Source organism: Zestomonas ipomoeae (assembly GCF_057128665.1).
Map to the genome: position 1 here is coordinate 660,785 of NZ_JBSKHQ010000001.1, position 13,560 is coordinate 674,344.

A 13,560-nucleotide genomic window follows, 5' to 3' on the forward strand; every position below is an offset into this window, starting at 1 on the left:
CCCCGGGCGCAAAACCATGCGCTGCTGCTCTTCGAAAAACAACATGAATCTGCCTGCATTTCTCGGATAAGCACTGCGTCCTGCTCCGCTAACGCTCGATCGCCAGGCATAAAAAACCGCGGCCCAGGGGCCGCGGTTCGGTGTTGCTCACTTTGCAATCAGGCTCAGGCCTGGCGCAGCTTCTCTGGCTTGATCAGGAAGCGGGCCAGGGCTGGCAGCAGCCAGATCGCACCGACCATGTTCCACAGGAACATGAAGGTCAGCATCACACCCATGTCGGCCTGGAACTTGATCGCCGAGAAGATCCAGGTGGCCACACCGATGGCCAGGCAGACGCCGGTGAACAGTACCGCCTTACCGGTGGACTTGAGGGTCTCGTAGTAGGCGTCCTGCAAGGTCATTCCTTGGCGCAGGTAGGTTTCCAGGCGGCTGTAGATATAGATGCCGTAGTCGACACCGATACCCACCCCGAGGGCGATCACCGGGAGAGTCGCGACCTTCACGCCGATGCCGAGGAACGCCATCAGCGCGTTGCCGAGCACCGAAGTCAACACCAGCGGCAGGATCACGCAGAGCGTCGCTGCCAGCGAGCGGAAGGTCAGCAGGCACATGATGCTCACGGCGGCATAGACCGCGATCAGCATGGTGCGCTCGGAGGCCTCGATCACCTCGTTGGTAGCCGCCTCGATACCGGCGTTACCGGCCGCCAGCAGGAACTGCATGTCCTGGGTGTCGTTCTCCTTGGAGAATTCCTCGACGGCATCGATGGCACGTTCCAGTGTCTCGGCCTTGTGGTCATTGAGGAAGACCAGCACCGGGGCCAGCGAGCAATCGGTGTTGTACAGCCCTTCCGCGCGGGAAATGGAGTTGTTCAACACATACTGGTTGCGCGATAGGGTTTCCCATTTCAGGTTGCCCTCGTTCATGCCCTTGATCACCTGCTTGGACACGGTGACCATGGAGATCGCCGACTGCACGCCCGGCGTGTTCTCCATCTTCCACATCAACTGGTCCATCGCCGCCAGGGTCTGATAGCTCGAGCACCCTTCCGGCCCGGTCTTGACCATCACCACCAGCACATCGGAACTGGTCGAGTAGTTGCGAATGACGAAGTCGTTGTCGAGGTTGTAGCGCGAGTCCGGGTGCAGCTCCGGCGCACCCTGGTCGAGGTCGCCGATCTTCAGGTTCTGGCCATACCACAGGCCGCCACCGAAGGCTGCCAGGGCGATGACCACCGAAAGCGGCGCCACGACCGGATGGGCGAAGTTGGAGATCGTGCGCCAGAACGGATGCTCGCGCGCCGCCTCTTCGCGGCTCCTTTCCACCGCACGCTTGCTGATGCCGACATAGGAAATGGTCACCGGCAACAGAATCAGGTTGGTCAGGATGATGACCGCCACGCCCATCGACGCGCCGATGGCCAGCTCACGGATCACCCCGATGTCGATCAGCAGCAGGGTGATGAAGCCCACCGCGTCGGACAGCAAGGCCACCAGGCCGGGAATGAACAACTGGCGGAAGGCCATGCGTGCCGCGGACAGGGCGTCGGTCGCCTCACCCGAGGCCATGGCGATGCCGTTGATCTTCTGCACCCCGTGGGAAATACCGATGGCGAATACCAGGAACGGCACCAGCATCGAGTACGGGTCCAGGCCGAAACCGAAGGTATGCAGCAGACCAAGCTGCCAGACCACAGCCACCAGAGTGGTGAAGACCACCGCCAGCGTGCTCTTGAAGCAGCGGGTGAACCACAGCAGCAGCACCAGGGTGATGCCGATGGCGACGGCGAAGAACAGCGCCACGCCGATCAGGCCATCGATCAGGTCGCCGACTTTCTTGGCGAAACCGATGATGTGCACCTTCACGTTGGGATTTTGCGCCTGGTACTTGTCGCGGATCTTCTCTTCCAGTTCGTGGGAGAACTTCTGGTAGTCCAGCTTGATCTGCTGGCTCTGGTCGTTCGGGTCGGGGTAGGACTCGAGCAACGGCACGTCGATGATGCTCGACTTGAAGTTGTTCGCCACCAGGCGGCCGATCTGGCCGGACTTGAGGATGTTGCTGCGCAACTCTTCGAGGCTATCTTCGGAGCCGTCGTAGGTCTGCGGGATGACCTCGCCGCCGGCGAAGCCCTCCTCGGTCACTTCGGTCCAGCGCACGCTGGGACTCCAGAGCGACTTCAGGCCGGAACGATCGACGCCGGGGATGTAGAACACCTCGTCATGGATCTGCCGCAGCGTCTCCATGTATTCCTTGGTGAAGATGTCACCGTCCACCGCTTCCACCGAAATACGCACGGTGTTGCCGAGGTTGGCCAGGTCGTTGCGGTGCTCCAGCATCTTCTGGATGTATGGATGCCCCAGCGGAATCATCTTCTCGAAGCTGGTCTGCGGGCGGACCTGGGATGCTTGGTAGAAGAGGAAAATGCTGATCAGCAGACACAGCAGGATAACCGCCGGGCGGTTGTTGAAAATCAGCCGCTCGAGAAAGGAAGCGGGTACTTGTTGATGCTTACTCATGCAAAGGCTCCCGGCTTATTGTTTTTGGCCCAGATCGGCGCCAGTCGGCGAAGCGACGTGCACGCCGCCCTGCCCCACCAGGATCAGGTTGCCATCCTCGGACGCGGTGACTCCCGCCAGCGAGAGCCGGTCGGGTCGGTTGATCACGCTGAAGCTGCGGCCATGGTCGGTACTCTTCAGTACGCTGCCGCCATGCCCGACCACCACGATGGAGCCGTCGGCCAGTAGATTGCCGTCCGCCAGACCGAACTCCAGCGGGCCGTTGTGCTCGCTGTTCAGCTCGATCTGCTGCCAGCTATCGCCAAAGTCCGTGGAACGGAACAGGTGCCCGCGCAAACCATAGACCAGCAGGGTGCCGGCTTCCTCGGTGCCCACGGCACCGAACAGGGAGCCCTTGTAGGGGCCTTTCACGGATTCCCAGGTTTGCCCCCAGTCCGCCGAACGGAACATGCTGCCCTGCTCGCCGACGACGAACAGCCCGGAATCCTTGACCGCGATGATGGCGTTGAGGTGATAGCCATCTTCGTTATCCATGCGGTCGCTGACGTCTTCCCAGTTCTGGCCGCCATCGGTGGTTTCCAGCAACGCGCCATAGGCGCCGACGGCGAAACCGGTGCTGGCATCGCGGAACCAGACATCCAGCAACGGCGCCTCGCGCTCGAGGTCCTGGAACTGCCGGGTCCAGGTCTGTCCGCCGTCGGTGGTGGCCAGGATCAGCGCATCGTGACCGACGGCCCAGCCATGCTTGTCATCGGCGAAGAATACGGACGTCAGCATCTGCCGGGTCGGCACCTTGGCCTGACTCCACTGCTTGCCGTTGTCGTCGGAATAAAGGATATGGCCGCGATCACCGACAGCCACCAGGCGCTTGCCGACCCGGCTCACGTCGAGCAACAGGCGACTCACGGCCCTGGGCGATTCGATGGCGTACAGCGTGGCGGATTCGCTGGCGGCGTGCGCCTGGAGGGGCGAGCCTGCAAAGGCCAGTACGGAAAGCACACTGCATAGCGAGAGCGCTTTAGCCAGCGGCGAGTTGAAGCGGAACGCCGGCGCGCGGTGGAATTCCGCGGCTTGGTCGACCTGGGTGCGCCGCATGACGGGCTCACTCATACACCTTCCCCCTTTATTGTTATAGGTGGGCCTGCCAGGTGGCAGACTTCCTATGCTATCCAGCTTTCAAAAGACCTGACAATCGGCACGACGTTATGTTTTGTTAAGGCAAACCCGCATGATTGAGCCTTCATTCAGTCCCCCAATGCAAAAGGCCGCTACCTGTGTAGCGGCCTTTTCGCAGGACTACAAGGATTAACGAGTTCCGCGACGGCGCAGCGCGGACGGCTTGAAGTAGCCATCGTCCGGAACCGGCTGACTGAAGTCGATGGTGCTCGACTCTTCGTTGTCCAGGTTCTGCACGTGGTAGCGGCGAGCCTGAAGGTCATGGAACACGTCCAGCGCGGACCAGGTGGTCGGCAGGTCGTAGTAGTTCTTCAGGTAGGCCATAGACACGCGCCACAGTTCGCCACGACCGTCGTACTGATCGACCACGGCAGCCTGCCAGCTATCCTCGTCGAGGTACAGGGTGCGCTTGGAATAGATATGACGGGCACCGGACTTCAACGTGCCTTCGACGACCCAAACGCGGTGCAGTTCATTGCGGGTGAACGCCGGATTCAGGTGGCCGACCTGCAGCAGGTCTTCGTACTTCACCTCGGGGCTGGTCAGCTTGTAGTTGTTGTAGGGAATGTAGATTTCCTTCTTGCCGATCAGTTTCCAGTCGTAGCGATCGGGGGCACCGTTGAACATATCGGTGTCGTCGGCGGTACGCAGGCCGTCGGCGGCAGCGATCGGCGTGTCATAGGCAAGGTTCGGCGCGCGGCGCACGCGACGCTGGCCGGCGTTGTAGCCCCAGGCCTGCCGCGGTTCCTTCACCTGGTCCAGGGTCTCGTGTACCAGCACCGCACCACCGGCCAGACGCGCCGGGCTCTTGGTGAAGGACAGGTAGTAGAACATGATGTTGTTCAGGTCGGCGTACGAGCCCTTCGGATCGTAGAACTTGAACAGGGCTTCCTGCTGGGAGGTCACCAGGTTGTAGGCGCCGTTGCGCTGCACCGCCACTTCCGAGGCGCGACGCACGATGTAGCTGCCGCGATAGCGCGCGATGTGGTTCCACAGGGCTTCGACGCCGTTCTGCGGCATCGGGAACGGAATACCGCCATAGGCATCGGAGAAGCCGTTGCCGCCGTCCAGCAGCTTGGCGCTGGTGGCGTTCTTGATGGTGTTGTCGTACACCCACTGCGGCGCGGAGCCGGAGCGGCGAGTCTGATACACCGGCATCTGGTAGGTAGTCGGGTAAGCGTTGAACAGCGCGATCTGGCCCGGCGTCAGGTTAGCCTTGTACTGCTCCAGGTTCGCCTTGGTGATGGTGAACAACGGTTTGTCGCCCGGGAACGGGTCCGGATGGTGCTGGCCGGCCTTCTTGTACTCGGCCGGGGGCTGGGTGATACCCCCGGTCCACGCAGGAATGGTGCCCGCGGCGTTGGCGGCCTTTTCGGCGCCGAACGGCGTCAGGGTGTTGCCCAGCTTGGCCGCTTCTTGCGACGAAACCGAGGCGAACGCGCCGGTGGATAGCGCCAGTGCGACTGCGGCGCCGATCAGCCTGTGCTTTTTCAGCATGATGCTTCTCCGTGATCTAACAGACCGGGCGCTCATCGGCGCCCGGCATTTTTGTAATGGACTTAGAAGGAGTACTTGACGTTGACGCCGATGTTGTCGCGGTCGCGGCCGGAGTTGTTCTGGCCGGCGCCGTAGAACTCGGTGTACTGGATTTCCGCTTCCAGGCTGCTCAGGTAGCTGGCACGCAGACCCACGGTATAAGCCATGCGCCCTTCGATGAAGTTACCGGTCTGGTGCGAGTTGCCTTCGAAATCATGCTTGAACACGGCGAACGGGCTCAGGTTGACGCCGGCATAGACGTCGTTCCAGGTGCCGTTGACGGCCAGGGTGTAGCCGTAGGCGTTCTTGTTGATCTGGGCGTCGCGGCCGTAGTTGGAAACATAGGAGCCGTTGGGGCGACCGGCAAAATAACGAGTGCTGCCGTTATATGCCGTGTACTGGAGGTCACTGCCACGCAAATGCTCCGATGCTAGCTCAGCAACACCAATTAAAGAATCAAAACCCAAGCTTGGACCGAAGTTATGAATCGCGCCAAGAGACATATTGAAAGCCTCGACTCGCTCATAATTACTTACCGAACCAGCACGGGTAACGTCCTGCCCTGCCAGAATGGCAGTACCATTAAGACCGCCGAACGCTGGATTTGCCAGCACAGGATTCGTGTTAACCAGCTTGGCGGCTTGAGCCGTCAGATCCCCAAGAAGGTCATTAGTGGCCGAAATACCAACCGGCAGGTTAGGCCGATAAGTAAGCTCACCAAAAACCGATGTTTCATTTAGGGTAGTATTGAAGCTAAGGCCAAACATTCGAATATCTTCAGCATATTCGCGCTTACCCTGAACACTTCCAAGCGCATCGACTGTCGCCAGACCGCCTGCCAAACCCAAACAAGCAGCATTGAGACCACCCCCACCGCAGGCTGCTTGCACCGGAGCGCTACCAGCCAATGCGGCGACATCAACGCCACTATAGCCATTCAAATCCGCATAAATCGACGGCTCTTTAGAGTGATAGTTTACGAAGTAGAACCCAAACTCCGTGCTATTTAACTCCTCAGCAATATAGCGAAATGCAAAACCATACTGCCCGTCATTCTTGGCGTTGAGATCCGACGAAATATCAGCAACCTTGAGGGTTGTACCATCAGCGAAAGCAAAGTTCTGACCCTTCTGCCCAATTCCACCCACACCATTGATCAGAGGAAACAACGCCCCATAAGTGCTGATCACTGACTGAACACCTGGAGCAGGGCTTAAATCACTAGCAAGAGAGGTACCAGAATAATTGTTGTATGCAGTATTCCCACCCGCCGCAAACAGATCAGTCTCGGAGAAATATGTACCCACCGGATCGACCGCGCTTTCCTTCCAGTTCCACTGGTAGAAAGCTTCCATCGACAGGTTATCGGTCAGGCCGATATTGAAGCTGAGCGCCTCGACCGGCACCAACACTTCCTTCAGCTCAGCACCCGGCAGGCGGAACTTGGCAGCATCGACCGGATTGGTGGTATTGACGCCACCGCGGTAGAAGATGCCCTCGCCCCAGTTGAATACCTGGCGGCCGATACGGCCGGTGATCGGCATATCGCCGATATCCCAGTTGCCATACAGGTAGGCATCGAGAATTTCCGCGTTGCGCCCGGCCTTGTGACGGGTCTCGTAAGTGAAACGGTCGTCGTTCGGGTAACTCTGGCTCGGCTGTGCAGGATTGTTGTTGTCGTAGTAGTCGTTGCGCTTGTCCATGATCTGCGTGTCATAGGACGCAGTACCGCGAATGAAAGCGCCGTAGTTCTGGTAGGTCACTTCCATATCGGAAGTGATCTTGTAGACCTCGGATACCAGGCCGGTATCGAAGTTGCGGTTGCCGTCGTTGGTATTGATGTCGTCGTTGGTCTTGTCGCGACCCTGGACGCGCCAAAGCTGGCCGTAGGAAACAGTGGTATCGATGGAGCCGGTGATCTCGTCATCGGCGAAACTGAACTCGACCGCCTGAACATGAGCGGCAACCAGCAAGGGCAGAATACCGGCAAACGCATAACCGGCCTTGGCTGGCGCAAAGCGCAGCAGAGGCTTGCGGGACTTGATTTCCATCGAGACTACTCCGTGGGGCAGATCATTCTTCTTTATTGCCAGCCGGTGGTCGGTGGCGATTCGGTCGCATATTGGCGACTTCATGTCGGCAGCGGGAAAACATCCCATGCACTCGGCATTCCCAGGCGCGCCATGCAGCAGCGCAGAGACCGAGGCCCGGCCTGCCTTTGCAACCAAAGTGCCAAGCAATGGATTTATTGGGAAAAAGTAAGTGAATTTTACCACCCACTAAATCGTTCTATTTATGACTGATCAGCCACCGAGCAAATAACAGAAAACTGGCGCGAAGGAATTAATCCTGTCCTACGATCTGGCCCAATGAGTCAGTCAAATCACCTGAACGGGTGAGCAGGAACTCAGCCGGACACTATCTAGTCAAGCAAGTTAGGCAAACTTTAGGCTGGGCCAAAGCCATCAATACGGGTCTACCGAGGTGAGTAACAAAAAAGTGTTACCGACCAGAGATCGGTAACACTTGTCGAGGAGATGAAACAGAAGTTCGTCAGCAGCCTGTTTCACAAGCGACTGACATTGCTCACGCCAGGCTCTTGCTGACCACTTCATAGACATCGCTGGACAACTCGCCCGACGCCAGGATGCGCTCCAGTTCCGCGCGCATCAGTGCCTGGCGACTCGCATCGTACTTGCGCCAGCGGGTCAGCGGCGCCAGTTGCCGTGAAGCGATCTGCGGGTTGAGCGCGTTGAGCATGATCACCTGGTCGGCGAGGAAGCGGTATCCGGCACCATCTGCGCGATGGAAATTGACCAGGTTCTGGCTGGCGAAGGCACCGATCAGCGCCCGGACCTTGTTGGGGTTCTTCAGGGTGAACGCCGGGTGCTGCATCAGGTGCTGCACGCGCTCCAGGCCGCCAGGCAACGGGCAACCGGCCTGCACGCTGAACCACTGGTCCATGACCAGCGGGTTGTCGCGGAAATAGCTGGCAAACACGTCGAGCGCCTTGGTCTTTTCCGCCTCGAACGGAGAATTGACCAGCACCGCCAGGGCGGCCAGCCGCTCGGTCATGTTGTCTGCGGCATCGTACTGCTCCAGGCAGGCGGCCAGCACGTCCGGCTTCTCGCTGAGCATCAGGTAGGACAGCGCGATGTTCTGCAGCCCACGCCGGGCGAAATGCTCGGCAGAGGCGACATAAGGGCTGTTCCGGGACGCTTCGCGGTTGGCCTGGTAGCGCCGCCAGAGCGGCTCGAACAATTCGTCAGCCAATCGCCGACGAGCGAACTCGCGGGCGGCGTGGATCGCCTCGACATCGGCCTCTTCGCTGATCTCGATGAGATAGGCCTCGCCTGGCAAGGACAGCATCTCCGCCACCATCGCCTGGTCCAGCGCCTCGTTTTCCAACACGCTGCGCAAGGCGCTGGGCAGCCGCGGGTCGAGCGCCAGCGGCTCGCCACGCTGTTGCTGGCCGATCAGCTCCTGCAAAACCTGCACGGAAAGCTGCTGACCGGCCTCCCAGCGATTGAAGCCATCGCGATCGTGCTGCATGAGGAACATCAGTTGGTCGCGACTATAGGGGAAGTTCAGCTTGACCGGCGCGGAGTAACCGCGCAGCAGCGAGGGCAACGGTTGCGTGGCGATGTCGACAAAGGTGAACGACTGCTCGGCCTCGGTGACCGAGAGCACCCGGTTGGTACCCAGCGCCTGCTCCTCACCCTGCAGGCGCAGCGGCAATTCGGCGCCCTGATCGTCCAGCATTCCGATGGCCACCGGAATGACGAAAGGCTCCTTGCTCACCTGCCCGGGTGTTGCCGGGCAGCTCTGGCGGAAGGTCAGCGTATAGGTCCTGGCCTGTGCATCATAGGCTTGGCTGACGGCCAGGCGCGGGGTGCCGGCCTGGCTGTACCAGCGCTTGAACTGGGTGAGGTCCACGCCGTTCGCGTCTTCCATGGCCTTGACGAAGTCGTCACAGGTCACCGCCTGGCCATCATGGCGTTCGAAGTACAGGTCGGTGCCCTTGCGGAAACCCTCCGCACCGAGCAGGGTGTGGATCATGCGCACCACTTCCGCGCCCTTCTCGTAGACGGTCAGGGTGTAGAAGTTGGAAATCTCGATGAAGGCATCCGGGCGCACCGGGTGGGCCATCGGACCGGCATCTTCGGCGAACTGATGGGTGCGCAGGTAGGCGACGTCCTCGATGCGCTTGACCGTGCGCGAATTCATGTCGGCGGAAAACTCCGCGTCGCGGAACACCGTGAAGCCTTCCTTGAGCGACAGCTGAAACCAGTCGCGACAGGTGACGCGGTTACCCGACCAGTTGTGGAAATATTCGTGGGCGACCACCGCCTCGACCCGCTGGTGGGCGGCATCGGTGGCGGTTTCGGCCTTGGCCAGCACACAGCTGGAGTTGAAGATGTTGAGCCCCTTGTTCTCCATGGCGCCCATGTTGAAGTCGTTGACCGCGACGATCATGAAGATGTCCAGGTCGTATTCGCGGCCATAGACTTCTTCGTCCCAGCGCATGGATTTCTTCAGGCTGTCCATCGCGTGCTGGCACTTGTCGATGTTCTCCGGCTCGACATAGATGCGCAGGGTCACCTCGCGATCGCTCATGGTGATGAAGCTGTCCTCGACGCACCAGAGATCGCCGGCCACCAGGGCGAACAGGTAGGCCGGTTTCATGAATGGGTCCTGCCAGGTCGCCCAGTGCCGCCCACCCTCCTCCGAGCCGCTGGCCACCGGGTTGCCGTTGGAGAGCAGCACCGGGTAGTCCTTCTGCGCCGCCGACAGCGTGGTGGTGAACTTGCTCATCACGTCCGGGCGGTCGAGGTAGTAGGTGATCTTGCGAAAGCCCTCGGCCTCGCATTGGGTGCAGAACATGCCGCCGGACTTGTACAGGCCTTCCAGCGCGGTATTGCTTTCCGGGTGGATGCATACGCTGCTGTCGATGACGAAACGCTCGGCCTTGGGTTGCAGGGTCAGGTGGCTGTCGCTCACCTCGTACTCGTCCGCCTGCAGGGGACGGTCGTCCATGGCCAGGGACAGCAGCTCCAGGTCCTGGCCATCCAGCGTCAACGGCGGCAGGCCGGGCCCGCGCGCCGGGTTGCGGCGCATGACCAGTTGCGCATGGACCAGCGTGCGGTCCTCGTACAGTTCGAAGGTCAGGTTGGTCTCGTCGATCAGGTAGTCGGGAGCCTGGTAGTCCTTCAGGTAGATCATCTTCGGTTGTTCGGTACGCATGGCTTGTGGCCCTTGTCTGATGCGCCCCTGGTCAGGTCGCGGATTGGCGAGTTCGGATAAAGCGTAGGCACAGGCGTGCCCGCTTCTCAACCATGCACGGCGATCTGGTAAGCCGTGTACTTGCGGATATTGATCACCCCGGTGTCGAAGATCAGGTATTGCCCCTTGATCCCCTGCAGGATGCCTTCGACCACCGGAGTCTTCTCCAGGTCGAAACTGGTGATCTTGGCCGGATAGGTCGCGACCGGATAGCGGATTTCCACCGGCTCGGCGTCCGCCAGCGGCTGCACAGCCTGCAGGCCGAAGCGCTGCTGCAACGCACTCAACCCCTCGGCGCAGGCATCGAACAGTTGCTCGCGCACATGGGCCAGATCCACCGGCACCGCATCACCCTTGAGCAATGCACGCCAGTTGGTGCGATCGGCCACTTGGCTGCGCAACAGGTCTTCCACCAGCCCGGACTGCTGGCGAGTGGCAACCCGCAGGATCGGCAGCGCCTGGCTGGCACCCTGGTCCAGCCAGCGGGTCGGCAGCTGAGTGGCCCGGGTGATGCCCACCTTGACCCCCGACGAGTTGGCCAGGTAGACCACGTGGTCGGTCATGCAGAACTGCTCGCCCCAGCTTGGGTCGCGACAGGTGCCGAGTTCGTGATGACACTTTTCCGGGCTCATGATGCAGCTGTCGCACTGCGGCAATTTGGTGAAGCACGGGTAACAGTAGCCCTGGCTGAAGCTCTTCTTGGTCTTGCGACCGCAGTGGCTGCAATAGATTGCGCCCAGGTACTCCAGCCGCAGGTGCTGCCCGATCAGTGGATTGACCGGCACCTCGGCTTCATCGAGTCGAAAGGCGTATTGCACCGTGTCCTCCAGGCGCGCCGACATCTTGTTCAGCGCGCCCCTCGCGAGTTCGGCCATCAGTGCAGGGTATCCGAGGACTTGAACAGCAGATTGGGGATCGGCTCATGCTTGGACTCGCACGCCTGCTCGCCCATGTAACCGGTGCGCTCTTCCTCGGGCAGGTTCTGCACCTCCCAGGCGATCATCGCCTGCAGGCTCAGTTCTTTCTGTTCCTGGGTCAGCGCTCGGCCATCCGGCCACTTGCCGATTTCCACCGCCAGCTTGAGGCTCCGGTAGATCTCGGGGGTGATGTTTTCGATCATTTCAGCGAAGGACGACATGGGCGACTCCAGAAAAAACAGCGGTGCATTCTAACGGCCATGGCGGCGGAACAGTAGGCACGACGGTTTCATCTGCGCAGCCGGACCCACAGCCCGCCGAGCAGACCGGTCGCACATCCGGCAAGCAGACCGCCGACGTGGGCCGCGTTGGCGATGGAAACAATCCCGAGACTAGAGAACACGCCGGTCAGGCAGATCACCAACCAGATCAGCATGAGCGCGATCACGCCCTTGGGAAGGCGGAAATCGACCTGCGGCGCCAGCAGCTGGAACAACCAGCAATGCCCGAGCAGACCATAGAGCACGCCGGAGAGTCCGCCAAAGATGCCCGGCCCTGAGAACAGGTACTGCGCCACGTTGGCAACCAGGCCGAACAGCAGGGTCAGCCCGAGCAACGTGAAGCGCCCCTGCCGGGCTTCGATGCGCCGTCCCAGCTCCCAGTACCAGAGCGCATTGAACAACAGATGCATCGGACCGAGACCGGGTATCCAGAAATGCAGCAGCATCGGCGTCAGCAACCGCCACCACTGTCCGGCGGCCAGGCCGTCCGAGACGGAGCTGAAAGACAGGTACTCGCCCTGGATCTGGAAATCCTGGAAGGTCAGCCAACGCACCATCGCCAGGTTGTCGCCGAGCAAGGTGACGAGCGCGACGAAAAAGGTCAGCAGCAACACCGCTGCCGTCATTGGATGGGTACGCAACTGGCGGGCGAAACCGGGGCCGATGCGCGGCTTCGGAGTCAGGGTCAGCTCGGCATCGCCCTGGGGATAGTGTGCGTAAAGCTCGCGCACCTGCTCCGCCAAGGCGGCGCTGGGCACCCACAACACCTGTTCGCCACCCTGCTCGACTACCCGATGGGGAACATGCAGCCGCCGCAACAGCTGGACGAATCCGCCGAGGTCGACAGACAGTGGAAAACGCAGGGCCTCCACCGAACTCATCGCGACTCCTCCGGCCGCTCGACCCTGACCCAGACGAACTTGTCGGGCTGCAGGCGGATCTCCTGGTCTAGCCGATAGGCCACCAGCTTGCCGTATTTCACCGCGCTGTAGTCCAGACAGGCCAGGTTCGGGCGGATGGGCGCCGGCTTGCCACGGCGCCAGTAATGGCCAACGAAGAGCAAGGGCTCATCCGTGCCATAGCGCAGCAGCAGGCCCTTCTGGTCTTCGCTGAGTGGGGTCTGGGCGACGTGATCGGGCAGCGCGTCCGGTTGGAAGACGATGTCGCCGTAGGTCTGCGGATTCTCTTCCCAGAACTTGGTGCGGAAGAACGCGCGGGGGAAGCCCTCTTCGCTGGTCAGGGTCAGGCCATCGGGCAGGCGCATGTCGGTGCCGCGCAACAGCCGATTGAACACGGTGGCGGCGAAACTGCCGGGCACCGCCGCGGCCTGGAAAAAGTGTTCGTCGACCCGACCGTCGGGGAACAGGCTGCGCAGCGGGGCGATCAGGCGCTCGTCCCAACAGGCATGCACGACGCGAAAACGCCCCGCATCGATGAACAGCGGCAACTCCCTGAACCAGGCGAGGAAGTCATGCCATTCGCCGGGATGTCGTTCGAACTGCTCCAGGGTTTCCTTGATCAACCGCCCATGGCGCGGCGTGTGTTCGCGGACGAACTGCCGGCCGCTGCCAGGCGGGGCCGGGATGCTCCAGCCGAGGGCATAGAACTCGTGGTTGCCCATGATGCAATACGCCTGGCCGTGCTCGACCATGTCGTGCACCAGGTTCAGTGCCTCGCGAATGCGCGGGCCGCGGTCGACGATGTCGCCGAGGAATACCGCTTGCCGTCGGGCGTGGCGCCAGACGCCTTCCTGCTGCCGATAGCCAAGCTGATCCAGCAACCGCTCCAGGGTATGGGCGCAGCCGTGGATGTCGCCGATCAGGTCATAGCTACGGGCTGGGTCGAGCAGCA

The 13,560-nt window shown here is 61.0% G+C and carries 10 protein-coding genes; 1 reads left to right on the top strand and 9 read right to left on the bottom strand.

Annotated features, from left to right (window positions below):
* Positions 1 to 164: 164 nt before the first annotated feature.
* The 4 genes from ACWKV7_RS03005 to ACWKV7_RS03020 all read right to left on the bottom strand — a co-directional run bounded on the left by ACWKV7_RS03005 (position 165) and on the right by ACWKV7_RS03020 (position 7,279).
* Entirely contained in the window at positions 165 to 2,516 is a 2,352-nt protein-coding gene (locus tag ACWKV7_RS03005) for an efflux RND transporter permease subunit (RefSeq protein WP_483856144.1), read from the bottom strand.
* 15 nt (positions 2,517 to 2,531) lie between these two features.
* Positions 2,532 to 3,626, bottom strand: a complete 1,095-nt coding sequence (locus ACWKV7_RS03010; protein ID WP_483856145.1) for a WD40/YVTN/BNR-like repeat-containing protein — start codon at positions 3,624 to 3,626, stop codon at positions 2,532 to 2,534.
* A 195-nt stretch (positions 3,627 to 3,821) separates the two neighbouring features.
* The gene (locus tag ACWKV7_RS03015; protein WP_483856146.1) at positions 3,822 to 5,189 is read right to left on the bottom strand and encodes a DUF1329 domain-containing protein; all 1,368 of its coding nucleotides are present in this window, start codon (positions 5,187 to 5,189) and stop codon (positions 3,822 to 3,824) included.
* 62 nt (positions 5,190 to 5,251) lie between these two features.
* Positions 5,252 to 7,279 (bottom strand): DUF1302 domain-containing protein, encoded by a 2,028-nt coding sequence (locus tag ACWKV7_RS03020; protein ID WP_483856147.1) that lies wholly within the window; start codon positions 7,277 to 7,279, stop codon positions 5,252 to 5,254.
* A 12-nt stretch (positions 7,280 to 7,291) separates the two neighbouring features.
* On the opposite strand from ACWKV7_RS03020, the gene ACWKV7_RS03025 reads away from it, so the two are divergent.
* The gene (locus ACWKV7_RS03025) at positions 7,292 to 7,531 is read left to right on the top strand and encodes a hypothetical protein (RefSeq protein WP_483856148.1); all 240 of its coding nucleotides are present in this window, start codon (positions 7,292 to 7,294) and stop codon (positions 7,529 to 7,531) included.
* 283 nt (positions 7,532 to 7,814) lie between these two features.
* On the opposite strand, the gene pepN is transcribed toward ACWKV7_RS03025, so the two are convergent.
* The 5 genes from pepN to ACWKV7_RS03050 form a co-directional block, all read right to left on the bottom strand.
* Complete coding sequence (pepN, locus tag ACWKV7_RS03030; RefSeq protein WP_483856149.1) at positions 7,815 to 10,472, bottom strand: aminopeptidase N; 2,658 nt, start codon at positions 10,470 to 10,472, stop codon at positions 7,815 to 7,817.
* A gap of 86 nt (positions 10,473 to 10,558) precedes the next feature.
* Positions 10,559 to 11,386: a DUF2797 domain-containing protein gene (locus ACWKV7_RS03035; RefSeq protein WP_483856150.1), complete on the bottom strand. Its 828-nt coding sequence runs from the start codon at positions 11,384 to 11,386 to the stop codon at positions 10,559 to 10,561.
* Entirely contained in the window at positions 11,386 to 11,649 is a 264-nt protein-coding gene (locus ACWKV7_RS03040) for a YeaC family protein (protein WP_483856151.1), read from the bottom strand. Before ACWKV7_RS03040 ends, ACWKV7_RS03035 begins: the two co-directional genes overlap by 1 nt.
* Before the next feature lie 68 nt (positions 11,650 to 11,717).
* Positions 11,718 to 12,590 carry a rhomboid family intramembrane serine protease gene (locus ACWKV7_RS03045; protein ID WP_483856152.1) on the bottom strand — a complete coding sequence of 291 codons (873 nt, stop codon included), beginning with the start codon at positions 12,588 to 12,590 and terminating at the stop codon, positions 11,718 to 11,720.
* The gene (locus ACWKV7_RS03050) at positions 12,587 to 13,558 is read right to left on the bottom strand and encodes a metallophosphoesterase (protein ID WP_487249192.1); all 972 of its coding nucleotides are present in this window, start codon (positions 13,556 to 13,558) and stop codon (positions 12,587 to 12,589) included. Before ACWKV7_RS03050 ends, ACWKV7_RS03045 begins: the two co-directional genes overlap by 4 nt.
* Between the last annotated feature and the right edge of the window lie 2 nt (positions 13,559 to 13,560).